Origin of the sequence: Bacillus cereus group sp. MYBK222-1 (assembly GCF_051916425.1) — a bacterium.
GTDB lineage: Bacteria > Bacillota > Bacilli > Bacillales > Bacillaceae_G > Bacillus_A > Bacillus_A paranthracis.
Window position 1 is genome coordinate 17771 of the sequence record NZ_JBQAGP010000002.1, and the last position, 26543, is coordinate 44313.

Sequence of the window (26543 nt, forward strand, 5' to 3'; positions counted from 1 at the left end):
ATATGAAGCCATTTAGAAATATAAGAACAACATAGTGAGGTGTGTTTTCCGCCACTTCTCACAATACAAATATATCACGTTGATTCCAAAACAACCGGCACATTTCCTGCCAAAAAGCGGTCACGACTCTGCCACTTATTTTATCTTTTCTAACTACCTCTTAGCCTTATTTATTTTTTACTAATGAGTTACCCATATCTTATATTGTGTGTAACTGACCCCTTCGCCAAATCCCTTGATATCATTGACTTAATTAAACTTTCCCTTTTGAGTTACACAGTATAAAATTTATGAGTAACTGTATAGATTTAAAAAGAAAAAGCAATGCTTAGATTTTAAACCTAGTCATCGCTTTATCCATTGCATCTTGGTTTACCCCTATATAACGTAATGTGACCTTCTCTGACGAGTGATTGAATATCTCCATGAGTAATGCTATGTTTTTCGTTTGCATGTACATATGATACCCGTATGTCTTTCTCAGCGTATGTGTCCCTATTTCATCTAAACCAAACTCTGCCGCTGCTCCACTTAATATCTTATATGCCATGCTACGACCAATCGGGCGATTCCTACCTTGTCTACTTTGCAATAAGTACTCATTATCTTCTCTTTCTTCGATAAACCATTTAAGCTCTCTTTTCAATGCTGCAGTAATTTGTATTCTTTTCTGTTTACCTGTTTTCTTTTCTCGCATAGATATATGACTGCCTTTGACATCTCCTACCTTCAATTTTAAAATATCCGAGATTCTCAAGCCTGTATTGATTCCCATAATGAAGAGAATGTAATTACGCAAACTCTTCTCCTTAAAATAATCTTTTAGCTGCTGTATTTGCTCTGGATCACGTATCGGTTGAACAAAGTTCATTATTCATTACCTCCCGTTTCTTCTGTCTCGTAAACTTCTAATCCAAGAGCAAAAGCAAGTTTATAAAATGCTTTAGATTTCCAACGTCTATAAGTACGCTCTGACATCCCTATCTCGTTATAGACCATGTAATCACACACGTCCTCATCTTCTAAATAACGTTTATAAATGATGTCTCTCTGAATACTTCCTGCACGTCCGTTCCCTAATCGATTTAAAAACTGATCAATACGTAATGACATTCTTTCAAGCCACTCTTCTCGTTTACTTTGTTGAATATTTGCTATAGCAACATCTTCTAATGGCTTACCAACTGCATGTGTAGGACCGTGTTCGCGTATTTCATAAGAAGGAGTGACTTTCATTTCTTTACGCATCATCCCAAACTGTCTATGTATACGCACACTTTCCAACACACCCTCTAATTCCTCTTGTGTTGCTGTTCTATCGATTTTTGGTAAGAAAGATAATTGTTTAGTCATGTAAGACCACTCCTTTTTATTTTTAAATTACTTTTGTCTTAAAGCTCCACGTCTACGTTCATAACGTGGGCCATGAATTCCCATTAAACCTTCAATGTCCCGAGTGCTTAACTTCTCTTTTCGCTTTTTCTTGGTTTTCTTTTTCGTTTGATTTGATTGTTTTTTCCACTCACGTAATTGGTCCTTAAGTGCCTTCATATTTCCCCATCTCCCTTTTCAAAATAAAAAGGACACCTATTCCTAAAACAGCTTTAATTGCTGTTCTAAAAATTGGTGTCCTCTAGTTTTCTAGCCGGACTATATTTAGTTTCTCTTCACTTTAAAATACCAGCTTGTACAAAGATGTTTCTCCAAGCTTTATTAACTTGATGCTTCTCCACTTCTTTTGTGCGACGAGCAATTGCTTTTCTAATTTTTCTTTTCTTCAAAGCTTTCATTCTCCCAACCTCGCTTTAAAAATTTATTTCATTACCTTTAGTAACTATTTACACCATCTTTTATATTTAATTTGCTGTCTTTTGAATAAAACAGCACGTTTATATTTCTTTATCGCTCTCTCACATCTAATTACAAATTCTTTAAACCCCTGACTTTTGTCGTCCATTTTCTTAACCCACTTTCTATTCAAAGGATTATTTTGTTTAGTTTTTGATCAGTTCAGGATTTTCATAGATATTCCCTACAACCTCTACATCGTCGTAATAATTACCATCTTTATCTTTCACCCCATGCAATCTCCACATCTCTCCATGTTGAAACGCTGGATATAAAATGAAACAAGGCGAACCATCTTGTCTCCAACGAACCTCGAATGTACCGTATGAACCAGTAGACCAAGCTTTTACAATGTCACCCTCATAGATATCAGTGCCGTTTTTATCTTTTAATCCTGTGTATTGAGTTACTTCGTATTCTGGATTATCAATAAATTCACCGATGTGGTAGTCTCTGATAAGGTCTCCTTCGTGAAAATGCTTATATACTTTATCCCATGCACGAAACTTAATTTCTTTCATTTCCCTCTTCCTCCCCTGAATAAAACTCAATATTCCGTCAATACTGTAGATGGAGGAATTTTTATATACCCATTAATTCCTCCCTTTCTTTAAGGGTTGGACAGTTAGTTTTCGCTAACTGTCCTTTATTCATTTGAATAATTAGCACAACTTTGTGCATACTATCTATAAGCTGCTTTCTTAACAGTGTTGGCAGCCCGGAATCTTTTGTCAAAAGGAGCAGTTAGCTTTTGCTAGCTGCTCTTTTATTTCGTATTATTCCAGCCTTGTTCTGTTAATTCCCACCCTTGATTACGCAATTCTAAAGCATCTGACTCTCTTCTTTGTGAAGCTCTTTTAATTGCTCTCTGTAAGCATTGAATTTCTTTTTGTTTGTATTCCAATTGGCGTTCAAACAATTCAATGTTTTTATCTTCATTTGTCACATATCTTTTATAAGCTTCAATTCTTTCTTCAGGCCACTTTTCCATATCCATTCCCCTTTTCAACAAAATGAAATTTTTGTTTTATTTTCCACTTCTCCAGCATATTTTTTACCTAAGGGTGTTTATCTAAAAAGTTACCTCCTTATCGATGAGCACTCACTTATGTAGTGCTCCTTTTCATGCTGTATAATTCTGTTTTACTTGTATAAACTACAGATAGTTTCATTTTTGAAACTCCCACATTCTTTTTCTTACAAGTTGCAATGGAACAGTTGGTTTTTTTCTAACTGTTCTTTTGTTAGTTGTCACTTTTTAGGCAAACGTTCATATATTAACTGTGAACAATGGCCAATAGAAGATTGACCCTACCTCTCTAAGAGCACTTTTCACAGTGCTCTTTTTCATTCCTTACAAAATATTTATCAATTTAAATATTCTTCTCATCAATGTATGAAGAATATCACTTTTTCTTTAAGTATCTTTATGAACAAAATTTACAACCTTTACTCCACTTGGATTTATATTAAAAGTAATGGTTTCTATGCCATTCGGAGGGTTATGAGCCCCTGTATAAGTTTCATATTGAACTGTAACGATAAAACTAAAGTTTTCTTTTGGAAATCGTTCAACTTTTAAAATTTTTGCGTCCGTTAAACTATACTGGTGATCTGGACCCAGCCTATTTCTGATAACTTGACTTGCATATGGTGCTAATAAAGTATTATAAGAATCATAAAAATCTTGATCATCAGTATTAACTGCTTTGGTATCTAACGGATTTAAAAATGAAACTGCTACTATAATTCCAAAAAACAAACTAATAACCTTATTTTTTAGCATATTATCACCCTTAATTAATTTGGATATCCGTTAACCTCCCCAGCATAAGAGATGACTATTCTCATCTTATCTAACTTATTTTTATTCAAATAGCGTTTTTATAAAAAACTTTGCACCCTTAAATCAGACAAGCATATATTATTGTATGGGGCACTCCAGTCCATACGTTCAAACCTTTTAGGCTAAAAGCACACTTATATGTGTGCTCTTTTTTATTTACTTTCAAATAAAGTTTTCGTTTTATTTCTCCCAAGGCGCTCTATTCATTTATTGTTGGTTTCGAAAAATACTTTTCACCTTTTAACTGGACAAGCATATGTTATTGTATGGAGAAACTCTCCACTCATAGAAATCTACCTTTCTTGTCCAAGAGCACAATATATATGTGCTCTTTTTTTATGTCTAAATAACGTTTTTGTCTTACTTACTGCCTTTACCAAAACACTTATATCCGATTTTACGCATTAATGAAATTTTATTATTAGCTACATACTTAAAGTTCTTATGACCCAATTTAACCATTTGTCCATTTCTTGTATGTCTCATCCGTTCCATTCCCCTCCAAAACAACGTTTTTGTATTAATTAATTCCTTGCAATGCTTGCATTAGCCCAAAAAACAGCTTCTTCGAGTTTTGTTAAAGCTAATGATTTCTCGCGACTATTCGGACATGATCCATCAATCAAATTTGCGAAATGTAAAGCTTCATTTCTAATATCTACAAACTTTTCTATTTGTCCCTCTTTTGGCGGATGATAAGTAAAATTCTTTTTAATTTGTTCTTTCATAATTTGTAGCTCCTTTTTCAAAATAAAGATTTTATTTAATTCCCATTCATCTTTTAGATTTCTTTGAATACATTAATATCATAAGAAATTCAATATGGTGCTCTGGTCCAGTTACCTTGAATTTCTTGCAGACCTTGAGAGAAGAATCCGTTTATAGCAAACGGGTTCTTTTATTTTTGGTCATACAATAAGAATTTTGTTTAAATTTCATTAACCGTTTTCCCCATTTTACATATAGTAATATCATCCAAGTGAATACCTAGATTGCTCTGGACCAGCTTCCTGGTGTTCCTGGTGCACCTGTTACGAAGAACTCGTTTATAACCAGCGGGTTCTTTTATTTATTCATCACAAAATAACTATTTTATTTAATTTTAATCTAACTATTTTTGAAGTCTTACAAATTTGTAAGGTTATTGTCATACTTTTAAATAGTAAAAAAATTAATGAGTCTATAGAATACAAAATGTTAATTTACAAACTAGAACAACATACTTGAAAGGTGAAAATTCATGAAGAAAATTTTATTACACCCTTTATTTTTATCTTGTAGTATTATAATTCTTGTTCCATTTATCTGGATTTATTTTGTTTTATGACAAGATAGTTAGCCAGCGCTAGCTGCTCTTTTTCTGTAGAATAACGCTTTTGTTTAGTTTTACTCTTCAAAACTTCATCATATAAACTCATAAAGGTAATTTATTTATTACTTGTCTGCAACTTAATATCTGGAATAATTTCTTCCGGTCTAAAAAGTACTTTGTAATGGTATGCATCTTCGTATTTAGCATCTGTTTGTTCTATGAAGTAACTCACATTATCACTTAATCCAAGGTAATGTTTCTTATATTTACCATCACCAGTCTTGCAAGTTACAGTTATCTTTTTCCCATCACCAGCGTCTAAAGCGCATAATCCCTCAATACTTAAGAGGTATTTATCAGTTATACCATTGAAGAACACTACTCTTCGTTGAACCTCAAATGAATCAGCTGATTTAGATAAATTTTGTGAAACTGTATCTGCTTCTGTACTACAACCCGCTAAACCCGTTATTGCTATAATAGACATTAAACCTGCAATTATTTTCTTTTTCATTTTCCGCTCCCCATTTCTTAATAAAATTCAAATTTGGTCTTACTTCACATCTACACGTGCTTGACTTGCTTCTCGACTAAATCCATCCGGATATCTTTTAGCTAATTTTGCAATATTCATTTCAGCAATATCTTGTAACGTATATCCCAGTTCGTGCGCCATAATTGATAAATAATACAGAATATCTCCAAGCTCTAAAGCTAATTTATAAGTGTTTCCGTCCTCTTCTCCTGGACAATGCGACGGTTGAAAACCATGTCCATGATAAATTGCTTTTTTAACAATATCAGCAACTTCACCCGCTTCTCCCGTAAGCCCTAGCGCCGCATTTGAAACACGTCCTCCAAAATCAGTTTTGTTATTCCAAGTACGTAAAGTTGCTTCCTGATAATCGTTTAATTCACCGATTGATAAAATACTTGCAATTTGTAAAACTGTAGCTTCTTTTATAACTTGACCTTCTTGTCTCGCTTCGCTAATTAATTTAGTTGCTTCTAATACACCATTTTCCATAATGTTCATTTTGTTTTCCCCTTCCTATTTAGCAAATTCCTAATCCTATCGGACGATTTTCAATTAAATACTTATCAGCCTGATCTATTACAAGAAGCGCCACCTCCGCTTGGTGCCTCCTTAATGCTTTTGCCATCTTTGGTAAACTCATACCTTGACTCCACATTTCACGAAAACGAACTACATCTCTTTCATCCCAAATGAAGTTAGCTTCTTCTAAAGCAATGTATATTTTTAACCGCGTTTCTTTCATCGCTTCATGATTTCTTGCTACACTCATAAGCGAACCTACTTTCTAAAAATGATTATTTTATCTTTTCAGTAAACTTAGTATCCACACGATCAACTTTACCGTTTACCCAAACCGCGACTTGTTCACCAAATCCGCTCATTGGTGGATTTACCGCTGTTACATTTCCATCCTTTACTATTAAAAGCTTGTTGCTACTAACATCAATTTCTATTTTTTTCATATGTCCCTCTCCCTTTTACTACCGCATGTACTCGACAACATCAGGTTTAAAGCCACTTCCTAAATAAATCCTTACCGGGATAATTTCTTTTTTATCCCTTGCTGCCTTACATAACTCTTCCGCTGTATCCCAACTAAAAAACTTATCTACAGCTCGTTGAAACCTCCAAATTGCCATTACATATTGTTCAAAGATGTCATAACGATCATCTTGTTTAGTTGTGCGTGGTAACTCATCCGTACCCTTTGCATTTCTTGGAACTTGGACACGTACATCTGTATATGTAACGCGTCCATTTCCTTTTTTTACATTGGCTTTCATTACATCGAACTCACAAATCGCTGGCTCTACATCGAAAATATTTAGTTGCTTAGGCATGTACCTTCACACTCTTTTCAAGAGCATCAAGTAACTCATTTGCTCCCGCCTTACTCAAAAACATTCGACCGCCCAACAATTCCATGTTTGATTCAGAAACTTCACCTGTTACAAAACATGACTTTTCATGTTTTCTTAAAACGATGTTTTCCCCATCAACATGAAAGTCTAATGCTGTTCCTTCAGCAATCCCCAAAGTTCTGCGTAACTCTACCGGAATTACCACACGACCTAACTCATCAACTTTTCTTGCAACACCTGTATTTTTCATGGCTTTCTTCCCCCTTGTTAACTAACTTTTTGTTGTTTGCTTCTTTCTAATTCTTGTTTCATTGATTCAAATTTTATTAACCATGCTTGCCAACGCTTATCGTTTTCCTCTTGCTGTTGCTTTGCTACTTCACAGTTACAACCTTCCGTTAGAGTTACACCTGGATATGTTTCTTTACGAATAATTCCTGTATTACGACATAATACACACATGCTTATTCCTCCTTAGAAACCAATATCTAAATTTAAAATTCTTTTATCTGTTGTTGTTTTAAACACGATTGTTTCATCTTTGGATACTCCATTTAACAACCTACTCGCTAATTTCGGATCATATTTTTGAAATAGCTGCTTACTTGATAAATTTGATGTAGTAATCGTTGTTTTGTTTGCTCCTTGCCGTCCATTAGCAACACCGTAAAGTATTTTATGAACAAAATCGCTCGCTTCTCCGTTTCTATTCATAGAGCCACTTTCAGCTCCTAAATCATCAATAACCAGAAAATCCGCATCGACCATCAAACTAATACAATAATCCATCGTGTATTTTGACTCCTTATTTCGAAATGAGTCTTGTATTAAACGAATTAGTTTCTCTATCTCTACAAACAAACAACTTTTCATTTCCTTAAATGCGTATTCATCGTTAAGTGCTTCGCCATCAGAGATTGTCCAATAGTGTCTTACTAATTCGTATAGCATCGCATAAGCTAAATGGCTTTTCCCTACACCTTGAATTCCTGCAATATACACGTTTAGAGTTTCACCCTTTTTAATACGCTCCAAAATTGCTATAGCTTTTTTCTTATTTGCTTTAGTTTCCGGGCAATCCGTTTCATATGATTCTAGCCTTGATTCTGTAATTGACTGATTTTCGATAACACTATGTTTAAAAAGAAGATTCTTCTGTCGTTCTCTATTGATCTTCTTATAGTAATTGTTTGCTTGCTGAAATAGGATTGAATCCTGCTGTTCTACTTTGCATCTTGGGCAATAAATTGAACCATCATTTTTATCAATTATCTTTCTTACTGGCTTTACAGTTACTTGTCCACCTTTACTAAATGTATGGTTTTCGCAATATTCATCTGCAAATTCTAATGCCGCTATCTTTTCAAATGATTTCTGCATTTTTTGCATTTCTGTTCACCTCGTTAAAATGGCATGTTCCCTTTAAACCCCGGAATATCTATGTGATTACCGTATTGTTGATGAGATTCCTTACTTGGTTTTTCATTTAAATAACTTTCAAATTTAGTTCCAAATAATGTGATTGGTCTCAAGTATCCACACATTTCTGTGTTGCCGATCCATTGTGAAGTTTTAGTATCAATTACTTGTTGGAAATGAGATAATTCGAACCCTTCTTTCCACCTTGCTTTGATTAGATCCTGTGTTTTTTTAGATGTATGTTTATAATTGGTTTTTGCTTTTATGTTGAGATAATCAACAATTTCTTGATATGGAATATGTTGAGCGTTGTCCTGAATGATTTCAGGACTATGTTTTTCTTTTAAATCTTTATCTAAATCTTTATCTAAATCTTTATCTATGTCCGTTACTTCTTCGTTACATGTAACGTTACAACTAAGTGTTTTTTGTTTTTTTCTTTCTCGATGTGCCGCTACGCGTTTTCTAGTGTCTTCCTTAATCTTTTCTAAACGGTCTAGATTCTGATGGTTTCCCCAATTAACAACATTGATGTAATGATTATCATCAATATCAATCATTCCGAATTTCTTGAATACACTTAGTGCCATTCGAACTGTATTTAAAGGTCGATTAAAAAGTGTTGCTAGCATATCCTCCGTATATGGGATATTCTCGTTCAGAAAGATATACCCACTTGCATTTGTCTTACCAGCTTGAGCCAACAACTTAATCCAAATTATTAACAATGTATCAGCTTCAGGCATACTCTCTATTAAACGTATTTTTTCATCCTCAAACATTGTTGTTGAAAGTTTAATCCACTTCACTTTTACTTCAGACATATTCCTTACCTCCTTACGCAAACCGCTATATACGCTTGTCCACTTTTGATTATTCGTTGAATTTCATAATGCGGATAACCAACGCTGAAATACTTTTCAACCATTTGTTTTAATTCTTCTTTGCTTTTTGCTAAATCCCAAAATTTATTAGGTAATAGCACTTGATATTCAGTTAAATGCATGTACTATTTCCTAACTTTCCGTGATATACTTATAACAACTTATTTTTTCTAAAGGACCCACTGCCATGGGTCTTTTTATTTTGTTTTACATCACTCCAAGCCCATCGTTTTATTGGTTCGTAAGTAATGTAAAGTAGCAATATACTAACTGCGATAAACATTGCGAATACTACTAACGACGTTGTATCTTCCACTAAATCACCTCCTTATTTATCAAACGGTAATTTTGTTAAAAATCCGAAATTTATTTTAACTAGCATTTGCTCCCACCTTTTGTGCTTCTACCCATTTAAGAAAATCTTCCGCTTTAACCCGTTTACTTTTTCCAATCACAATTGTTGGGAAATCCTTTCTCTTCATAAGTGCATATGCTGCTGATCGGGAAATATTTAAGAATTCTTGTACATCCTCTGCTTTCAGTGAGAATGGTAATTGTTTTATTTGGTACATGTTTTTAGCCCCTTTTCATTTTTTATTTAATTCATCTTACAATTGAACTTTTTAAAATAAAGTTTGATTTTCTTGAACTTCTACACCTGAAAAAAGATTATAAATATCTTCTTCTAATATTTGCGCTATTTGCATTGCATCATCTAATGTTGGAGTTGCGTAACCAGTTTCCCAATTACTGATTACCGTTTTCTGTTTATTTATCAATGCCCCTAGTTGTTCCTGGGTAAAATTTTTACGTTTGCGAGCTTTAATTAAATTATGTCGTTTCTTTCCCATGATGACACCTCCTAAAATCCAACTTTCTTGAACTTGTTACACTCATTATATATCCAAGTTTTTTGTACTGTCAATAATAATATTTGAGTTTTTTGGATTTTTAAACAAAGTTTCAAAAAACTAATGCAAAACTTTTACAAACAAAGTACAATTTAGTTGTACTTTCAAATTAGAAAAACAGTTTACAGTTTTGGATATAATATATATGGGGTGAATTTATGACTATTTTAGGGCAAAGGATAAAACTTTCTAGAAAAAAACGTGGATTAACACAAGATGCATTAGCGTTAAAGATAAAAGAAAAGATGGATTCAGAGACTAAAGTAACAAAAACTACAATTTCTAATTATGAAACAGGCTATAGTTCGCCATCTAATGAAACTTTAGTTATCATTTCAGATGTATTAAACGTATCTGTCGATTATTTATTAGGTCGATCTGATGATCCAGAATTAAATGCAGTTCAGTTCACTGAATTAAGAAAAGAATTTAACGAGCTAATTGACATGTTAGAAAAAATGCCAAAAGAAAAGCAAGATATGTTACTAGATATGATGAAGGCTGCTGTAGGCCATAACAAAAAATGATTGTCAGCAATTGGGCTAACAATCATTTTTTTCTTTTTTAACTCTATTTTTTATATTCTCTACCAATTTTTTTTCATTCTCATCTGTAGTTAATACTCCTAATTTTAACATTTCCCATAATGTGCTCTCTAGTACATTTTCCATCGTCGGTTCCCCCATCATCCTTAATTATTCAAAAATATCAAAATGTAGAAAATGAATAACCCCTTAAACGTACGAAATGCCATTGCACCCTTAGATGCAATGGCATTTTCATTTATTTATTATCCTAAAGTACCTGGATCCATTTTCATTAGTTGTACTTCTTTTACTTTTCCTGCCGCTTGATTATCTTTAGCTGGTACCGAACTAATCGATAACACTGATAATGCGAGCGCACATGTAATAACTACACTAGCAATTATTTTTTTCATTCTCACTGTCCCTCACTTTAAAATATCAAAAATTTTTATGTAGAATAAGTTTCCGTCCTTTAAGAATCGATGATATGCCTTTCTTCTCAATTCTTCATCATTCGTCGCAATCGATAAATAGAAATCTTGAGTTGCAGTTCGATTGCTGATTTGATTTAATATTTTGCAAGCTTCACTGTTCTTGTTTTGACGAATGCACTGTAACGCAATTTCAGCGTCGTCATGTATATATTCTAATTTTACAGGAATATTATGAATAATACAACAAAAATCCGTTGTATTTTCCACTAATTTTCTTTTTAGTAATGATTTGTTATTCTTAATCTTTCTTAATTCTGAAAGCGATAATTCAAAAAAATACAATGCTTTATCAGGATTACTGAAAATATAACTCTCAGCAAAAATACTAAGTGCTGTAGCTTTCAATAAACGTGGAATCTCTTGTTTATCTAGTACATGCAGTAATAATTCCCTTGCTGTTTTTACTTCGTCTTGCATTAAACTTGCATATGCACAGATTATATTTAATTCCACTTCGTTCAATGTCTTTTCTAAGCCTTTTGGCATTTCATCAATTTTCTCTTGAATAATTCCTTGGAGAACAGTTAATACATTATATGCCCCTAAATCAAAATAACCATATACGCTTAAGGTATTCACAAGAATATTCACACCTGTTTTATTTAAATTCACTTTTGTACGTACTGTTTCGATTTCTTTAAGAAACGCTCCCGATCTCAATGATTGAGTTTGTCTATCTAAACAAACTCGGAATATATCTCTGTAATTATTAGTTACAGATTGTTTATAATTCTTCTCAACAAGTTCATGAAGTAATTCCGTATAACCTGACTGATATAAATAATACATTGCAGTTCTTATATCCGCTTCTTTATCTGTATACTTTAAAAACTCTTTTACTATTTCCATCTTCTGTTCTTCAGATTCAAGACCACTTAATATCTTAACTAACTTTGCGAAAGTCATAGGTACTTTTCCGTTTAGTGTTTTCCATAAATTTGATTGCGATAAATTCGTGATTTTTGAAAGCTTTACTGAATTTAATTCATCATCTAAAACAATACCACCTAAACCAGATACTTTATTCATAACGAAGCCTCCTTTGAACGCGAGACACCTTCCCTGAATTTTCTCAATAGAAAAACTATACCATTTAAGTTTTTTTAAATTTAATATGTTATACTTGAGCTGACTCATGGCAAGCGTTTTCCCTACCGTATTAGGGGAACAGCATAAGAGTGGCTGCACACTACTTTTGCTGCGCTATGGGTCTTTTTTGTTCTTATTTTTATATTTAAAATCAGTTTATCACAAGATTTAGAATCTTCATTCCTTTTATAGTCAAATCATGTTGAGAAAGTTTTTTTCTAAAATTCTATTTTTCACTAAGAATATTTTACCATCAAAAGAACGCATGTTCTAGTTTATTTTTAAGTTAAGTCCAAAAAACCACGCAAATATAATATTTAAGACAAATTACTTGGTATATATAGTCTAAAAATAATGCCTTATTTATAATAAAGACATGAATACATTTGGAGAAAATTTAAAAAAATTTAGGAACTCTCGTGCTTTAACGCAAGCTGAATTCGGCGATAAAGTCCAATTAAGCCGTAGCCAAATTAGTAATTTGGAAACTAATTTTAATGAGCCGGATTTGGATTCATTGGACCGTATCGCGTCATTCTTTAATATCTCTGTCGATACACTAATGGGTCGGAAATTCACGACAAGTGAAAAACAATTAGAGGATGTTCTCGATGAAATTCAAACGGTTTTCGCAGGCCTGGATGAATCCCAACGAGAACAGTTCTGTAAACAACTCAAGTTTTACACGCAATTCTTAAATGAGAAAAAAGAGTTGTTATGAGTCGATTGTAGTAGAAAACATTTCCAATCGCAACGGTAAAAATTAACAAATTTTCATCAACAAAAAAAGAGAGCGCTTAGCTCTCTTTTTTTATATTCCTGTGCCTGGATCTTTTGTATATCCCCCGCCTGGACCTGGATCGAAAATACTACCCATTCCTGTCCCCGGATCGTATAACTTCCATCCTGTACCAGGTTCCTGTGATTCTTTAGAGGATAATAACATAATTACCATCCTCCTGGATCAGTATTATTCTTTAAACCTCCACCACCTGGCTCATTCATTCTATGTCCACCTGGTTCTATTTTTAATCCTGTGCCCCCATTACCTGGATCAAGTAATAATGGACCCCCACCTGTTCCTCCTGGATCAGAAATTACCTTTGAACCTCCTGGGTCTTTTATGTAACCTTTCATAATCTCACTCTCCCCTTTCTTTTATATACCTGTCCCCGGACCATAAATTGGTTTCCATCCTGTTCCTGGATCTTCGTCGTATTTCCAACCACCACCACCACCTGGTTCGTTATGCCAACCTACACCAGGATCAGCTACTCTGTGACCACCAGGGTCCTTTGTGAATTCCTCCATATTTTCCCCTCCTTTATTTAATATACAAATATTGTAGCTCACTTCTTTTATATCTGTAAATTTCCTTTTACAGAAATTAGGCTTACATGCTATCATTTCTTATACCACTACCACATATCACAGCTTGTATCTAGAAAACGACTATGACGAGGTGAAAAATCATGGCATACTTTCGTAAACGTGGTGAGAAGTGGTCTTTTACCATGGATGTCGGCAAAGACCCTATCACAGGTAAACGGAAACAAATCACTAAAGGTGGTTTTAAAACAAAGAAAGCTGCTCAAGAAGAAGTGGCTAGGGTAACAAATGATTTAGCAAATGGAGATTATGAGAATAGTGATATTCGCTTTTCCCAGCTCGTAGAAATCTGGATGCAAGAGAAAGAATCATCATGTAGACCATCAACATTGTATCAGTACAAACGCATTCTACGCTCGCGTGTAATGCCTGAATTCGGCGAGAAGAGGTTATCAGATATAAAACCTCTAACCGTGCATAATTTTCATCAGAAGTTGCTTAAAGAGGGTCTAACTACAAAATACATTTCATCTGTTGATGTTATGTTAAAACAAATTCTTGATAAAGGCGTAGAATTAGAGATGATTAACTCTAATCCTGCTAAGAAAGCAAAACGTCCGAAAGTAAAAAAGAAAGCGCAAGCTAGTTGGACAGTTGAAGAAGCGATGAAGTTTATGGAGTATGCAAAAATACAAGGAAGCTACTATATTGCTTTTGTTTTAGCTTTGCATACAGGCATGCGGATCGGAGAAGTATTAGCTTTACAGTGGGATGATATTAATTTCAAAAACAAGACTATTCATGTACAAAGAACATTAACGCTTGTTGATGGAAAGTATGAATTAGGTGAGACAAAAACTGAAGCATCTAATCGTATAATCCCGATGACAGAAGAATTAATGGGAGAGTTGTTAGAATATCAAAGTCATAAGAAGGAGAACTCTTTCGACTTGTTAATTTGCACAAGAAATAAAAAAATCGTGCATCCATATACGATACGCTACCAAATGAAAGCTTTGTGCGAAGCAATTGACGTACCGTATATTAGATTCCACGATATCCGAAGAACGTTTACAACTATTTTAATCGATTCTGGCGCAAATGCAAAGGTTGTTTCAAAATTGCTTGGTCATACAAATGTTTCTACAACTTTAAATATTTATACTGATGTTTATGAAGAACGTCAAATTGAAGTAACTGAAATGCTAGGAAATGTACTTAAAAGTGGTCAACGTGGTCAAAAAGTGGTCAACGAGGAAAAACAAGATGATTAAACCCTGCGGTATAAGTGATATAATGCATTTATAGTGTAAGTTTTTTCTTTACACTATAATGAAGTCATCATAGTAAATAATATATAGAGTATCACGTTTTTCAAAAAGATGCTACATCGAAAGGAGAGATTACCATAAAAGCCAGTGGTATTGTTGTTGAATATAACCCTTTTCATAACGGTCATGCTTATCATGTGCAACAAACAAAAAAGTTAACACACTCTGATATTACAATCGCTGTTATGAGTGGCCCTTTTTTACAACGTGGTGAGCCAGCACTCGTATCCAAATGGTATCGTACCAAAATGGCCTTAGCATGCGGTGTAGACCTCGTTGTAGAGCTTCCTTATGCCTTTTCAACGCAAAAGGCCGAAACCTTTGCAAATGGCGCTATTTCTATTTTAAACGCCCTACATGTTTCTGAAATTTGTTTCGGCAGTGAAGATGGACAAATCGAAAATTTTTATAACACCATCTCTGTGCAGAAAAATGAAGAAGAAACTTTTAATCGTCTTGTAAAGCAATTTATGAACGCAGGTAATAGTTACGCAAAAGCTACATCTGAAGCTTTCCTACACATTTTATCTTCTGAAAAAAATATAGACATGTCTCAACCAAATAACATTTTAGGCTTCCAATACATAAAAGCAATTCTAATGCAAAATAGTTCTATGCAAGCACAAACGATAAAAAGATTTGCATCTCATTATCATGATGAAACATTTAACGACCAACATATTGCAAGCGCAACAAGTATTCGCAAACAACTTTTTAGTGAAAATAGTTCCTTTACAGAAATTGAGCCTTTCATCCCAAAAGCGACTGCTTCTCTTTTAGCGAGTTATAAACAAAACTACGGGACATTACATAATTGGGAACAATACTTTTCATTTTTTAAATACAAGCTTATGACGATGTCTCCAGAAGACTTACGACATATATATGAAATTGAGGAAGGTTTAGAGCATCGTATTTTATCAAAAATACAAACCAGTTCCTCCTTCCATTCATTCATGGAAGCGTTAAAAACGAAACGTTATACGTGGACTAGATTACAAAGAGCTTGTACACATATTTTAACAAATACAACAAAAGAAGAAATACATTGCGCAAATATAGAGCAACATGCACCATACATTCGTCTATTAGGCATGTCACAAAAAGGACAAACGTACCTTTCAAAAAACAAGAAAAAAATAGAGCTTCCAATCCTTACCCATACAAAAACATTTGACCATCCTACTTTACACATAGATCGAAAAGCCAATTCTGTATATTTCTCCATCATACAAGAACCATTACGAACACAACTACTAAAACAAGATGCAACACATCACCCAATTCGTTACGATGAAACAACTGCAAAATTCCTATAAAAAAATCTCTCTGAAAAAGAGAGATTTTTTTATTTATTGCCCATTTTTTCCAAATACATTAATGCATCATCCAACGTATCAACTGGCACAACTTTCATTTTCGTTTTAATATCTTTCGCAGCCTCAAGTGCATCTTTATAATTCGATTTCTCTGCACCTTTTTCATTTGGTGCAAAGAACACTTCAGCACCAGCATCACTTGCAGCAACCACTTTTTGCTGAATACCGCCAATCGGGCCAACTTCTCCCTTTTCATTGATCGTCCCTGTTCCAGCTATTTCATGCCCTCTTGTTAAATCATCTTCCACCAGTTGATTATATATTTCTAATGTAAACATTAGGCCTGCCGATGGTCCGCCTATTTCATGAGAGTCAATTTTCACTTTCGGATCTACCACTAATTCTCTTTCCGTAACGATAGAAACACCTATACCAACACGTCCATTTCCATTCGGAATAGTCTTTACATTTAAATTTTCTTTTAACTGTTTCCCATCCCTCTTGTACTCAATATTTACTGTATCTCCTTCTTTTTTCCCTGTCATATATTCAATAAATTGTTCTGTCTTTTCAAATGTTTTTCCGTCGACGGCAATGATAACATCTCCAAGTTTAAGCTTTCCTTCTGAAGGCATCCCTTTCGCTACACCAGCAACCAACACACCTTTATTTTCAAAAGAAACAGTACGATTTGCACGTTTATAAGCATTATAAATCGCTGCATTTTGCGAATCTTTCATCGCATAATTTTGGCGAAATTGATATTCTTCATCACTTTCACCTTTTTGCAATATTTCTTCCGCTTTTGAAATATGTGTATATTTATTAAACTGTGCCGCTATTAAATTCACTACATTTGCCGGTCCCATTGAAACCGTAACAAGCATAAAATCACCTGATTCTTTTGTTCCCCCTTCAACTTGAACGTAAGGCTCTAATTTGGCAGCCATTCCTGGTTTCGTTACATAATACGGCAGACGTACATAAACAAGTAACATTGCCAATATAACCCCTATTAAAATTGCATATATAAACCGAAAACGCTTAAACATTATGTTTCTCCTTCCACTGCTCAATTAATAAATGAATATTTGCAACATGCTTTTCCGCTTCTACCTCTCCAACTCGAATAATGTCTTCAATGTTTGTAAAAGCCCGGGAACTAAATTGTTCTACAGCTGGTCGCATCATTAAATCAGATGCAATTTGCCGATTTATCACAAGCTCATGTTGCATAATTTCAATACTCTGCATAATTACATCATAAATAGACGTAACCTCTCCATTTACTTTAATCGGGGATACATCAACAGCAATGACAATATCGGCACCTAACTCTTTCACAACCGATACTGGGATGCGATCAATTACTCCGCCATCTACCAATAATCGTCCATCTATTTTCTCTGGCACAAACACTCCAGGTACAGAAATACTTGCTCTCACCGCCTCTGCAACTGGACCACTTGTAAAAACTACTTTTTCCCCCTTTAAGATATCAGTAGCCACAACAGCCGTCGGGATATCTAATTCTTCTAAATTTTTATTATATGTAAACATTTTAATCATATCTTTGACACGTTTTCCAGAAATAAATCCCATTTTCGGAACCGTAAAATCTAAATAATATTTCCTCTTAAAAACATTTGCCAGTTTATACAGTCTTTCAACGTTTGAACTAGCCGCATAAAATGTACCTACTAAAGCCCCCATACTACTTCCTGCAATCATATGAATCGGTATATCATTTTCCCTTAAAACCTTTATAACACCAATATGAGCAAAACCTTTTGCGCCCCCAGATCCAAGAGCTAAGCCAATTTTCGGTTCTTTCACTTTTCTCACCCTTTAATTTTTTTCGTTCCTTTTTCATACTTATGGTCTAAATTCACTACGTATCCACGTATACTGAAATGAACGTTTTTTGGGACAAAGGGGGATTTACTTACATGTATGAAAAATGGAAAACGGCTTTCCTTACCATATCAACACTTTTTTTAACCTTTTCTCTTGTACTCCACCCCCAAGCTGCTTTACAAGCTTCCATTCGAGGGTTAAATATATGGTGGGAAGTTGTATTCCCTTCACTTTTACCGTTTTTCATCATTGCCGAACTTCTCATTAGTATTGGTGTTGTAAAATTTATAGGCGTTATATTAGAACCACTTATGCGACCACTTTTCCGCGTTCCAGGAATAGGCGGATTTGTTTGGGCAATGGGAATGGCTTCAGGCTTTCCCGCTGGCGCCAAATTAAGCGCTAGACTGCGCAAAAGCAATCAGCTAACACAAATTGAAGCAGAGCGCCTCGTATCTTTTACAAACTCATCCAATCCACTTTTTATTTTTGGCGCTGTTTCTATCGGTTTTTTCAATAATCCGAAATTAGGAATCGTATTAGCTGCTGCACATTATGTAAGTAATTTTGCTGTCGGGTTACTGATGCGTTTTTATGGCAATAACAACAGTTCCACGCATGATAAACATGTTACTAAAAAACACCCTTTTCAAAACCCTTTTTCAATTCTACACGAGACACGTATGCAAGAAAAAAGACCAATAGGAAAATTACTTGGGGACGCTATCGTTTCTTCTATTCAAACGCTACTTATGATTGGTGGATTTATTATTTTATTCTCTGTTTTAAATAAAATGATTACTGTATTTCATATTACAGCAGCCCTTTCTTTTATTATGCAACATATTTTATCATTCTTCCAACTAACTACTGAATTTAGTATCCCAATATTATCTGGCATGTTTGAAATGACACTTGGAAGCCAAATGATTAGTCAAATAACTGAAACACCCCTCCTGCAGCAAGCTATGGTAACAAGCTTTATTTTAGCATTTAGCGGCCTTTCTATTCAGGCACAAGTCGCTAGCATATTAGCTGAAACAGACATTAGATTTAAGCCCTATTTTTTCGCACGAATTATCCAAAGTATTCTTGCCCCTATTTTTACTTTTATATTTTGGAAACCATTTTATGAAAAAGTAAGCTCTTTCTCACCTATGCAAAAAGATATCCCTGTCTTTTTATCGAATCATTCTTCTATTCTGCATGAATTTTGGACATCTTTTATACACTACGGACCGATATTTACATTATTTTGCTTATATGTATATGTCATCTTATTATTTTTTCGGAGCAACAAAGAAAAACCCCGTTCACTTTAACGGGGTTTGAAACTTTTCTTTTAAAGCACGTTCTACAACAGGAGGTACAAGATCTACTACACTTCCTCCATATCTCGCAACTTCTTTCACAATGCTCGAGCTTAAAAATGAGTATTGATTGTTTGTCATAATAAAAAAGGTTTCAATGTTTTCATCTAACTTTCGATTCATAGAAGTAATTTGCATCTCATATTCAAAATCAGAAACTGCGCGTAACCCACGTAAAATCGCGTTCGCATTACGCATTTTTGCATACTCAACTAATAGTCCACTATGTGAATCTACTTTGACATTAGGAATATCCTTTGTTGCTTCTCGAATTAAATCTAAACGCTCTTCCACTGAAAAGAACGGTTTTTTTGACGAGTTGTTTAAAACTACTACGTATACCTCGTCAAATACTTTTGCTCCCCTTTTAATAATATCCAGATGCCCAAGGGTAATTGGATCAAAACTTCCCGAAGAAATAGCTATACTTGTCATTCCGTCCCCTCACCTTCATACTTATAAATCGATATCGCTGTAATGCCATAATTTTCAGCTCGCACTTTTACAAGTCTTCCTATAGCCTCAGGTAAAACTACATCATTACCATGCTCCGCCATAATTAAACCATCGTTATGTAGCAATCCATGTTGATCCATTACACTAATTAAAGATACAATTTTTTGATCTTTATATGGAGGATCAATTAATATAAGATCAAATGATATTTCACGTTTTATAAGTGCTTTTATCGCACGTTCTGCATCATTCCGATATACTTCAGCTTGTTCCTGTATTCTACAACTTTCTAAATTTTGATGGATTACCTTTATCGCTTTATTGTCTCGATCAACAAAAATCGCTTTATCAATCCCTCTACTTATAGCTTCGATTCCAAGACCACCGCTACCACCAAATAAATCAAGAGCGACACCCCCATCAAAATAAGGTCCTATCATATTAAAAATGGATTCTTTTACTTTATCAGTCGTTGGACGTGTTGTATTACCTGGCACCGCTTTAAGTGGGTGTCCTTTACATTTTCCTGAAACTACTCTCATCTGTTGTCACTACCTTTATTTCAATCTATAGAGCAATTATAGAAAGCCCTTCTCCATTCGGTAACCGCTACCAAACTTTACGATTCCATTCATCTTCCAACGAAGACTAGAAGAACTTAGCTTAAAATAACCGCTCTGCATTTTTATGTATTCATCTCACCATTCGCTAACACGAACTATTCGTTTCACTTTATCTTTTTTATCCTATCATAAAATAAAAAAAAGAAAAATAAAAAGCCCAACATAAAATTTAATTTCATCATGTATATCTTCATTTAGATTGGACATAAATAACTATAACAACATCACCTTCGATGTTGTTGCCAACCGCGGAGAAGACTTACGTTTCCCCATAAGTTCTTCCTCCGGTTTCTCCTCTCCCTTTGCCTTCTTACTAGTACATGCTAGTATAAGAAGGGCCCTGCTTTGCAGGGTTTTTTTTCTTTGTCTACTTTTCATTTAAAAAGTGAGATGGTACAGTAAAAGAAAGAGGAGGAAAAGATATGATTCAACGCTTTATAGAACTCGGAGAGGGCTACTCTGATTTATATGAATTACTTGAAATTGCCAAAGCAAATCAAGAACGTATAACACATATGTTACAATTTGAAACAATTAAAAATGAAAAAAAAGTGTGCTCACTTGTTGTAATATTAAAACCAACTACTACTGGTGATTTCCAACCATTATACATATGTCGTGAAGGCATTCCTGTACTTGAAAATAAAAAAAGTAAACGCGTCATTTTATTTGAAGAAACGGCAGAACAACTTGGAAAAAAAGTGACTACCTTTACGGTAAAACCATCCACAACTTTCCCAGAAAAAGAACTGTTTTTCAATCATTTAATTGGTATTTTACGAATGAATAATTTTATTCCTCCAATGAAATAATGTGTTATTTCAAATAAAAAATCCCCTGTTAAAATTAGCAGGGGATTTTTTCTATTAGCTATAATCGTATTCTTTTGCCCGATCAGGACGTGAATTTTCAAATTCCGTTTTTAAATACGGGCGGTACGACTGTTCTATCTTTTTCACAAAAGGAAGTTTGTTCAACTTTTGCATCATATGCTCAATTTGTTCCATATCACAATATACTACTGCATATTTTAAACGTTTTGATATGTAATGTATGTTACCATATTTTCTTAAAATCTTGGCATGTTTCAATGAATGTAAATAAACAATCATACTTTGTCGTTGCCCGAACATAATCTTCTCCATCTTCTCCTTTTAAAAACATATATTTTATATTTTATGAAAACCAATCAGAAATTTATGACATTACAGGACAAACTCTGTATACGTTTTCTTCTACCTTCTAAAAAACGGGGTGATTTACCCCGTTTTTTTACAACCGCAACCTCCGCCGGTACCACAACCGCCACCACAGCCACCAGCATCAAAAAATGGATTTCCTGTTGGAACTTTGATGGAAGAGGACACCTCAGAACCGATTGCTACACTAACTTCATCTAACAACTTTTGTAAAGCCGTTTCTACTCGTTTAAAAGCTGCAATCTTATCATGTAAATCTACAGAACGCTTCAATTCCCTCATTTTCGTCGAAACGAAAGTATAGTCAGGATGATATTTACCGAAACGTTGCACTTCCTCATATCGTTCTTTCATCGCTGTAAATTGCTGAATTAACGTCTGAACTTCCATATCTTCATGCAAGTCTTTATAACATTTACGGTAATCTTCTGCTATATCTGAACAGATGATCGCTTTTGCAAGCTGCTCTGCCTTATCTAATATTAATACGCTTTCTAGCGTCGCTACAATCATGAGAGACACCTCCGAGTATTTATCATACCACATTTAGAATAGAACTACTAATTGAAGTGTCTCACTAAACAGAAAGATATCATTCTAACTATTTTTTAATAATTTCAGTACACATTTATACATTAATATGTTCCGCGATGTTGTATTTAACAACATCCCACTTCCCACTATTTTCATTCACATAACTAATACATGCGTTTTTTAACGGTGTTTTAAACGAAATATCTTCCGGAGCAATTGCATGTAAAATTGCTTTTATCGCATGAGAATGGGCTACAATAATAATACGTTTGCCAGAATGAGTTTCTGCAACATCTTTTACCGCAGCAAAACAACGAGCTACAATTTCTTCATCTTGCTCCATACCTTCTACTTTACCTTCTGCAATTAATTCCCTAACAGTCGCAACTGGCTTCCCAGAAGCTTCACCAAAATTACGTTCAACAAATCGCTCATCTAATAAAATTGATTGTAATCCAGTTGCCTCTGCAATTTCCTTAGCTGTTTCTTGCGCTCTAATTAATGGGCTACTTATAATTATATCCCATGCCTCCGCTTGCAAAGCAGCTGCACTTTGACTCGCTTGCTTCTTCCCCACTTCATTAAGCGGAATATCTTCACGTCCCTGAATAATCTCTTGAAAATTCCAATCAGTTTGTCCATGTCGTACTAAACAAATTTCCGTCATGCTCATGCTGCAACTCCTTTTTAAATAATCCGCTTCTATTGTATCAAAAGTTCTGCATGACGGACATAGTTTTCCCTTCCAATTATGTTGCATTTTGCTGCTTCATATACTGAAACATATCAATCATAATGGAAGCAACTGCCAATTGATTTTGAAATTTCTCAACTTTATCTGGTATCGTTTTTTTGAAATGTTGCATAGCTGCTAACTCAAATGCCTCTTTTTCTTCAGGGTTTCGCGTTAGTTTTCTATACCAGTAAGGTTGCTCCCTAATATAGCGAGATAAATCCTCATCAGCCTTTATAAACTCCATAATTTCTGCTCTCATCCGCTTTCCTCCTAATCCTTCTGAAAGAAAAATGGATTATTTTCGGAAGTACTCTCTTCTTGCTGCGTGCGTTTTCCTTGAAATTGTTGAAAAACTTGTTGCACACTCCCAATAGCACTCGTCACATTGGCTAAATGATGTTGCATTTGTTCCACGTCTAACTTTTTAAAGAAAGAAAGCATTTGCCCCATCACATCAGCAGTTTTTTCCTCTTCAGTTCGAGTATCCTTTTCTTTTCCATTTTCTTTTTTCTTTTCTTTTACCGAAGAAAAAGCAGGCGCTCCATCCGGTCTAAAAGTTGCCCATATTGGATCTTCTTCACCAAGTAAGTACCATTCCTCATAAAACTGTTGCCAAGTTTTATGACCACTTCGAACTTCATGAAGCATTTTAGGGTGATGGTTTACAAACTCTTTAAACTGTTGAACCGATGGATGTAACGGTCCTTTTGTTGTCGGCATAATCCTCACCTCTTCATGTATATCTACTATATAATAAGAAAAAAAAGGCGCATGGTTCGCCTATTTTTAGACGATTCATGCACCTTTTTATCCTACTATTTGCATAGGGGAAGATTCCCATCCACAATTTACAGTTTCATTTTATTTCCGAATAAAGTTTTGTGTATAAAACTTATCGTATACGCCAACACCTAATCCTGTAAATTGTTCATTCAATAAATTTTTTCGATGTCCCTCACTATTTAACCAACCTTGCAATGCCGCAACCCCATCACTATGTTGCGCCGCTATGTTCTCACCGGCAAGTTGAAATCCTACTTTCCCGCGCTGTAAACGATCTCCTAACGTACCTAATGTAGGTGAATCGTGTGAAAAGTAATTATTATCCTTCATATCTTTACTATGACCGATTGCCACCTCTGCCGTTTGTTGGTCCCACGCTAATAACGGTAAATTATGACGACTTCGAATAATATTTGTTAAATCAAAAATTTGTTGCATATTCCCATTCTCTATTTGTTTCATTTTATCTGGAGTTAATGGTTGTTCTGCTAATAATTCACCCGAATAAACGAGCTGATACGGTCTTTGACGCAATAACGTTTCGTCATCCATATAACGAACACCGACAAGCTCATGCGTAAAATGATCAAAATATAATTGTGCCCAACCATCTTCTACTGGTACTAATGGTTGTTCCATCACTTCGGTATCAGATAACTCAAATTGATAACTATTCTTTCCTCTTTTTAACGAAATCTCATGAGAAAGTGGATTCTTTTTATACACATCTTCATACTTTTCATTTATATAATAAGGTGGCACCTTAACTTGCTCACCAGCGACATACGCCGTTACAATTTTACGTTCAGCAACCCCAAATTGAACATACTGAGCTAAATCTTGATTGTATACCCACCATTCATATCCGTAAGCAGATGGTTCTATTCGAGAAGGTTCGCCCCATTTTGCTAATAAATTTTCAGAGTCCCCACCAATCATATTTAAAACCGTATCAGAAGAGTCTTCATTTACTTGTTTTTTCTTTTTCACAATTTTATTTTCTTGCTTTGATTGAGAAGGGGTTAATATATATTGTGAAACGAGTAATTTCCCGTATAAATCAACAGCTAAAATTAAAATTGTAATCATTACGATACGCAATAATTTCTTCAATCGATATACCTCCTGCAAAAAACATAAAATTGAGATATACACAAATCCTTTTCTTTCCTTTTTTTGTGTGTACCGTACTCTTTTCACTATATCATATTTTCGCAAAAAAAGTCTGGATTATCCCTTTTCTCTCAATATGAATTGCACTTTCTTATTATTCATACTATTATAAAAATAATGGTGTAACATTAAAAAAGGAGGTATTTTATGCAATTTACAAATACGAAATTTAATGGGGCAGTCGTTGATTTAACACTATTAACAGAGATTATGGAAAAGAACCATTTTGTACTTGCTGGACAGTGGGATTATGAACGAGTTACATACGATTATAAATTCGAAATATTAAACGATGTTTATTATTTACGTGTACAAGGTTTAGCTGTTGAAGGTGACATTGGCAGCAGACACGCTGAAATAAAGCTACTCCCTCCCTTATTAGGTAAACATTATTATCCTCACGGCGTTGAATATGGTGATGGTGAAACTTTCCCAACGAATGTAATTCAAAAAAGCGAACAACTCCTACAAAATATCGAAAAAGAGTTAAAAGAATTCCAAATCATTGAGTAAATAGAACAAGCGCATCAATATGATGCGCTTGTTCTATTTATCTTACTTAAGAATGAATCGTCTTTTTGACTGGATACCCATAAATAGTTCCATCCTTTACTTTAATCTCATCTTCCCAAGGAACCTTATATTTACCTTCAGCTAAATCTTTTACAAACGTATATGGGTTTTCTTTCACCCCACCAGGAGTCGCTACATATCCCCTTGAACCTAGATTATATATATTATTTTCGAGACCCCATCCTAATCTAGCTTGATCTGCTAGCTCTGGATATACTTCAGCAGTAACAATCTCCCAAGGATTTCGGTGTCCCTGCACTAAAGTAGTCCCATCAAAATTACATACTTGTCCTTCACCAAAATAATAAAATACACCATCATAACCGGCTAAGTTCACCGACAATGTATACATTAAATTTTGCCATGCATTCGAACGATTAGTTAACATCCATTGTTCACTAACTTGTGTGCTATATCCAGAAATACGAATCAAGACATTTGCACCTTTATAAGCTGCTTCACGAGCTACTTCAGGAAACATACCATCATGACAAATACAAACAGCTAATTTACTTCCTCCTGGCCCATCACAAACAGGTAAACCTAAATCTCCAGCCTTCCAAGGTTCAACTGGCACCCAAGGATTTAGCTTACGATACTTCAAAATCATTTCACCTTGTGGATCAATAATTATTGCTGTATTATACGGTTCTCCACCATCAGGATTTCTTTCCATTATAGAAAAAACACCATATACTTCAGACTCTTTACATGCCTCAGCAAACAAGTCTGTTTCTGGCCCAGGGACCGTACATAAAAACTCTTCTGTAGTCCATTTTTTTGTATTAAGCCCTTGCGTACTATATTCTGGAAATACTATCAATTCCAATCCAGGATACCCTGCTTTAGTTGAATGAATTGTTTTTATGATCTGTTTAATTTGTTTATCAATGTCTGCACGTGACTCTACTACCGGTACTGGATATTGTATTAATGCTGCTAAAAAACCACTAATTGGCTTTACCATACTTCCACTACTACCCATTTAAATTCCCCCTTAAAATAGTCCTTGTTTTATTAAAGATAACAAT

At 34.5% G+C, this 26543-nt stretch carries 45 protein-coding genes; 7 read left to right on the plus strand and 38 right to left on the minus strand.

Annotated features, from left to right (window positions below):
* Positions 1–328: 328 nt before the first annotated feature.
* The 21 genes from ACTFR9_RS11855 to ACTFR9_RS11955 form a co-directional block, all read right to left on the minus strand.
* Positions 329–871 carry a site-specific integrase gene (locus ACTFR9_RS11855; protein WP_001012146.1) on the minus strand — a complete coding sequence of 181 codons (543 nt, stop codon included), beginning with the start codon at positions 869–871 and terminating at the stop codon, positions 329–331.
* Positions 871–1353: an ArpU family phage packaging/lysis transcriptional regulator gene (locus ACTFR9_RS11860; protein WP_340999491.1), complete on the minus strand. Its 483-nt coding sequence runs from the start codon at positions 1351–1353 to the stop codon at positions 871–873. Before ACTFR9_RS11860 ends, ACTFR9_RS11855 begins: the two co-directional genes overlap by 1 nt.
* A gap of 27 nt (positions 1354–1380) precedes the next feature.
* The gene (locus tag ACTFR9_RS11865) at positions 1381–1551 is read right to left on the minus strand and encodes a hypothetical protein (protein WP_016109818.1); all 171 of its coding nucleotides are present in this window, start codon (positions 1549–1551) and stop codon (positions 1381–1383) included.
* A 116-nt stretch (positions 1552–1667) separates the two neighbouring features.
* Positions 1668–1790: a DUF3983 domain-containing protein gene (locus tag ACTFR9_RS11870; protein ID WP_048540011.1), complete on the minus strand. Its 123-nt coding sequence runs from the start codon at positions 1788–1790 to the stop codon at positions 1668–1670.
* A 204-nt stretch (positions 1791–1994) separates the two neighbouring features.
* Positions 1995–2369, minus strand: a complete 375-nt coding sequence (locus ACTFR9_RS11875) for a YopX family protein (protein WP_000658754.1) — start codon at positions 2367–2369, stop codon at positions 1995–1997.
* A gap of 245 nt (positions 2370–2614) precedes the next feature.
* Positions 2615–2839, minus strand: coding sequence for a hypothetical protein (locus tag ACTFR9_RS11880; RefSeq protein WP_000417046.1), 225 nt, complete (start codon positions 2837–2839; stop codon positions 2615–2617).
* Positions 2840–3265: 426 nt separating this feature from the next.
* Positions 3266–3634, minus strand: a complete 369-nt coding sequence (locus tag ACTFR9_RS11885; RefSeq protein WP_000916755.1) for a DUF3888 domain-containing protein — start codon at positions 3632–3634, stop codon at positions 3266–3268.
* A 584-nt stretch (positions 3635–4218) separates the two neighbouring features.
* Complete coding sequence (locus tag ACTFR9_RS11890) at positions 4219–4422, minus strand: Acb2/Tad1 domain-containing protein (protein WP_000662952.1); 204 nt, start codon at positions 4420–4422, stop codon at positions 4219–4221.
* A gap of 699 nt (positions 4423–5121) precedes the next feature.
* Positions 5122–5520, minus strand: a complete 399-nt coding sequence (locus ACTFR9_RS11895; RefSeq protein WP_000726815.1) for a hypothetical protein — start codon at positions 5518–5520, stop codon at positions 5122–5124.
* A gap of 39 nt (positions 5521–5559) precedes the next feature.
* Positions 5560–6042 (minus strand): nucleoside triphosphate pyrophosphohydrolase family protein, encoded by a 483-nt coding sequence (locus ACTFR9_RS11900; protein WP_073536186.1) that lies wholly within the window; start codon positions 6040–6042, stop codon positions 5560–5562.
* Between the two features lie 19 nt (positions 6043–6061).
* Positions 6062–6313 carry a helix-turn-helix domain containing protein gene (locus ACTFR9_RS11905; protein ID WP_073536187.1) on the minus strand — a complete coding sequence of 84 codons (252 nt, stop codon included), beginning with the start codon at positions 6311–6313 and terminating at the stop codon, positions 6062–6064.
* 25 nt (positions 6314–6338) lie between these two features.
* Complete coding sequence (locus ACTFR9_RS11910) at positions 6339–6506, minus strand: DUF3954 domain-containing protein (protein WP_000717826.1); 168 nt, start codon at positions 6504–6506, stop codon at positions 6339–6341.
* Between the two features lie 18 nt (positions 6507–6524).
* Complete coding sequence (locus ACTFR9_RS11915) at positions 6525–6884, minus strand: hypothetical protein (RefSeq protein ID WP_001125952.1); 360 nt, start codon at positions 6882–6884, stop codon at positions 6525–6527.
* Positions 6877–7155 carry an AbrB/MazE/SpoVT family DNA-binding domain-containing protein gene (locus ACTFR9_RS11920; RefSeq protein WP_073536188.1) on the minus strand — a complete coding sequence of 93 codons (279 nt, stop codon included), beginning with the start codon at positions 7153–7155 and terminating at the stop codon, positions 6877–6879. The genes ACTFR9_RS11915 and ACTFR9_RS11920 overlap by 8 nt, the downstream gene beginning before the upstream one ends.
* A 17-nt stretch (positions 7156–7172) precedes the next feature.
* Positions 7173–7367, minus strand: a complete 195-nt coding sequence (locus tag ACTFR9_RS11925) for a hypothetical protein (RefSeq protein WP_088667796.1) — start codon at positions 7365–7367, stop codon at positions 7173–7175.
* 12 nt (positions 7368–7379) lie between these two features.
* A complete protein-coding gene (locus ACTFR9_RS11930; RefSeq protein ID WP_229131219.1) occupies positions 7380–8294 on the minus strand; it encodes an AAA family ATPase in 915 nt (304 codons plus the stop codon).
* A 14-nt stretch (positions 8295–8308) separates the two neighbouring features.
* The gene (locus ACTFR9_RS11935; protein ID WP_229131220.1) at positions 8309–9148 is read right to left on the minus strand and encodes a phage replisome organizer N-terminal domain-containing protein; all 840 of its coding nucleotides are present in this window, start codon (positions 9146–9148) and stop codon (positions 8309–8311) included.
* A gap of 5 nt (positions 9149–9153) precedes the next feature.
* The gene (locus ACTFR9_RS11940) at positions 9154–9330 is read right to left on the minus strand and encodes a hypothetical protein (protein WP_229131221.1); all 177 of its coding nucleotides are present in this window, start codon (positions 9328–9330) and stop codon (positions 9154–9156) included.
* Positions 9331–9359: 29 nt separating this feature from the next.
* On the minus strand, positions 9360–9524 hold the full coding sequence (locus ACTFR9_RS11945; protein ID WP_229131222.1) for a hypothetical protein: 165 nt from the start codon (positions 9522–9524) through the stop codon (positions 9360–9362).
* Between the two features lie 55 nt (positions 9525–9579).
* The gene (locus ACTFR9_RS11950; RefSeq protein ID WP_000284332.1) at positions 9580–9780 is read right to left on the minus strand and encodes a helix-turn-helix domain-containing protein; all 201 of its coding nucleotides are present in this window, start codon (positions 9778–9780) and stop codon (positions 9580–9582) included.
* 51 nt (positions 9781–9831) lie between these two features.
* Positions 9832–10059: a helix-turn-helix transcriptional regulator gene (locus ACTFR9_RS11955; RefSeq protein WP_098946779.1), complete on the minus strand. Its 228-nt coding sequence runs from the start codon at positions 10057–10059 to the stop codon at positions 9832–9834.
* Positions 10060–10277: 218 nt separating this feature from the next.
* Here ACTFR9_RS11955 and ACTFR9_RS11960 point away from each other — a divergent pair, with 218 nt between their 5' ends.
* Positions 10278–10646, plus strand: coding sequence for a helix-turn-helix domain-containing protein (locus ACTFR9_RS11960; RefSeq protein ID WP_098946780.1), 369 nt, complete (start codon positions 10278–10280; stop codon positions 10644–10646).
* A gap of 15 nt (positions 10647–10661) precedes the next feature.
* On the opposite strand, the gene ACTFR9_RS11965 is transcribed toward ACTFR9_RS11960, so the two are convergent.
* The 3 genes from ACTFR9_RS11965 to ACTFR9_RS11975 form a co-directional block, all read right to left on the minus strand.
* Complete coding sequence (locus ACTFR9_RS11965) at positions 10662–10790, minus strand: hypothetical protein (protein WP_255256518.1); 129 nt, start codon at positions 10788–10790, stop codon at positions 10662–10664.
* 119 nt (positions 10791–10909) lie between these two features.
* Positions 10910–11059: a hypothetical protein gene (locus ACTFR9_RS11970; protein WP_098946781.1), complete on the minus strand. Its 150-nt coding sequence runs from the start codon at positions 11057–11059 to the stop codon at positions 10910–10912.
* 12 nt (positions 11060–11071) lie between these two features.
* Positions 11072–12169, minus strand: coding sequence for an AimR family lysis-lysogeny pheromone receptor (locus ACTFR9_RS11975; RefSeq protein ID WP_440048980.1), 1098 nt, complete (start codon positions 12167–12169; stop codon positions 11072–11074).
* A 436-nt stretch (positions 12170–12605) separates the two neighbouring features.
* Between ACTFR9_RS11975 and ACTFR9_RS11980 the strand changes: the two genes are divergently transcribed.
* A complete protein-coding gene (locus tag ACTFR9_RS11980; protein ID WP_061529020.1) occupies positions 12606–12950 on the plus strand; it encodes a helix-turn-helix domain-containing protein in 345 nt (114 codons plus the stop codon).
* Between the two features lie 90 nt (positions 12951–13040).
* Here ACTFR9_RS11980 and ACTFR9_RS11985 read toward each other — a convergent pair whose 3' ends face one another.
* Genes ACTFR9_RS11985 through ACTFR9_RS11995 form a run of 3 tightly spaced genes read right to left on the minus strand, consistent with a single transcriptional unit; the run spans position 13041 to position 13540 of the window.
* Positions 13041–13175, minus strand: coding sequence for a hypothetical protein (locus ACTFR9_RS11985; RefSeq protein ID WP_440048981.1), 135 nt, complete (start codon positions 13173–13175; stop codon positions 13041–13043).
* 2 nt (positions 13176–13177) lie between these two features.
* Entirely contained in the window at positions 13178–13366 is a 189-nt protein-coding gene (locus ACTFR9_RS11990; RefSeq protein ID WP_061529018.1) for a hypothetical protein, read from the minus strand.
* 21 nt (positions 13367–13387) lie between these two features.
* Entirely contained in the window at positions 13388–13540 is a 153-nt protein-coding gene (locus ACTFR9_RS11995) for a hypothetical protein (protein ID WP_440048982.1), read from the minus strand.
* Between the two features lie 161 nt (positions 13541–13701).
* Between ACTFR9_RS11995 and ACTFR9_RS12000 the strand changes: the two genes are divergently transcribed.
* A complete protein-coding gene (locus ACTFR9_RS12000; RefSeq protein WP_100632398.1) occupies positions 13702–14832 on the plus strand; it encodes a site-specific integrase in 1131 nt (376 codons plus the stop codon).
* A gap of 134 nt (positions 14833–14966) precedes the next feature.
* Positions 14967–16208, plus strand: coding sequence for a nucleotidyltransferase (locus tag ACTFR9_RS12005; RefSeq protein ID WP_162837648.1), 1242 nt, complete (start codon positions 14967–14969; stop codon positions 16206–16208).
* Positions 16209–16237: 29 nt separating this feature from the next.
* Here ACTFR9_RS12005 and ACTFR9_RS12010 read toward each other — a convergent pair whose 3' ends face one another.
* Positions 16238–17260 (minus strand): SepM family pheromone-processing serine protease, encoded by a 1023-nt coding sequence (locus ACTFR9_RS12010; RefSeq protein ID WP_000476307.1) that lies wholly within the window; start codon positions 17258–17260, stop codon positions 16238–16240.
* Positions 17253–18044 carry a patatin-like phospholipase family protein gene (locus ACTFR9_RS12015; RefSeq protein ID WP_000662598.1) on the minus strand — a complete coding sequence of 264 codons (792 nt, stop codon included), beginning with the start codon at positions 18042–18044 and terminating at the stop codon, positions 17253–17255. The genes ACTFR9_RS12010 and ACTFR9_RS12015 overlap by 8 nt, the downstream gene beginning before the upstream one ends.
* Before the next feature lie 113 nt (positions 18045–18157).
* Between ACTFR9_RS12015 and ylbJ the strand changes: the two genes are divergently transcribed.
* Positions 18158–19387 carry a sporulation integral membrane protein YlbJ gene (gene ylbJ / locus ACTFR9_RS12020; RefSeq protein ID WP_000273104.1) on the plus strand — a complete coding sequence of 410 codons (1230 nt, stop codon included), beginning with the start codon at positions 18158–18160 and terminating at the stop codon, positions 19385–19387.
* Here the strand turns inward: ylbJ and coaD are convergent.
* The gene (coaD, locus tag ACTFR9_RS12025) at positions 19379–19870 is read right to left on the minus strand and encodes a pantetheine-phosphate adenylyltransferase (RefSeq protein ID WP_000200598.1); all 492 of its coding nucleotides are present in this window, start codon (positions 19868–19870) and stop codon (positions 19379–19381) included. The two genes, ylbJ and coaD, sit on opposite strands and share 9 nt — an antisense overlap.
* Positions 19867–20433: a 16S rRNA (guanine(966)-N(2))-methyltransferase RsmD gene (gene rsmD / locus ACTFR9_RS12030; protein ID WP_001266987.1), complete on the minus strand. Its 567-nt coding sequence runs from the start codon at positions 20431–20433 to the stop codon at positions 19867–19869. The genes coaD and rsmD overlap by 4 nt, the downstream gene beginning before the upstream one ends.
* 503 nt (positions 20434–20936) lie before the next feature.
* Between rsmD and ACTFR9_RS12035 the strand changes: the two genes are divergently transcribed.
* Positions 20937–21326 (plus strand): DUF7147 family protein, encoded by a 390-nt coding sequence (locus ACTFR9_RS12035; protein WP_000616011.1) that lies wholly within the window; start codon positions 20937–20939, stop codon positions 21324–21326.
* 54 nt (positions 21327–21380) lie between these two features.
* Here ACTFR9_RS12035 and ACTFR9_RS12040 read toward each other — a convergent pair whose 3' ends face one another.
* The 6 genes from ACTFR9_RS12040 to ACTFR9_RS12065 form a co-directional block, all read right to left on the minus strand.
* Positions 21381–21647, minus strand: coding sequence for a YlbG family protein (locus ACTFR9_RS12040; RefSeq protein ID WP_002080814.1), 267 nt, complete (start codon positions 21645–21647; stop codon positions 21381–21383).
* Positions 21648–21773: 126 nt separating this feature from the next.
* Positions 21774–22226, minus strand: a complete 453-nt coding sequence (locus ACTFR9_RS12045) for a YlbF family regulator (RefSeq protein WP_000634351.1) — start codon at positions 22224–22226, stop codon at positions 21774–21776.
* Positions 22227–22341: 115 nt separating this feature from the next.
* Positions 22342–22914, minus strand: coding sequence for a histidine phosphatase family protein (locus tag ACTFR9_RS12050; protein WP_001998138.1), 573 nt, complete (start codon positions 22912–22914; stop codon positions 22342–22344).
* 82 nt (positions 22915–22996) lie between these two features.
* Positions 22997–23242, minus strand: coding sequence for a YlbE-like family protein (locus ACTFR9_RS12055; RefSeq protein ID WP_001200990.1), 246 nt, complete (start codon positions 23240–23242; stop codon positions 22997–22999).
* A gap of 11 nt (positions 23243–23253) precedes the next feature.
* A complete protein-coding gene (locus tag ACTFR9_RS12060; protein WP_001143326.1) occupies positions 23254–23703 on the minus strand; it encodes a YlbD family protein in 450 nt (149 codons plus the stop codon).
* A 141-nt stretch (positions 23704–23844) separates the two neighbouring features.
* The gene (locus tag ACTFR9_RS12065; RefSeq protein WP_000735391.1) at positions 23845–24879 is read right to left on the minus strand and encodes a CAP domain-containing protein; all 1035 of its coding nucleotides are present in this window, start codon (positions 24877–24879) and stop codon (positions 23845–23847) included.
* Between the two features lie 207 nt (positions 24880–25086).
* Between ACTFR9_RS12065 and ACTFR9_RS12070 the strand changes: the two genes are divergently transcribed.
* On the plus strand, positions 25087–25452 hold the full coding sequence (locus ACTFR9_RS12070; RefSeq protein ID WP_001160940.1) for a YugN family protein: 366 nt from the start codon (positions 25087–25089) through the stop codon (positions 25450–25452).
* 46 nt (positions 25453–25498) lie between these two features.
* Here the strand turns inward: ACTFR9_RS12070 and ACTFR9_RS12075 are convergent, their stop codons facing one another.
* Positions 25499–26497: a formamidase gene (locus tag ACTFR9_RS12075; protein WP_000535781.1), complete on the minus strand. Its 999-nt coding sequence runs from the start codon at positions 26495–26497 to the stop codon at positions 25499–25501.
* Positions 26498–26543 lie beyond the last annotated feature (46 nt).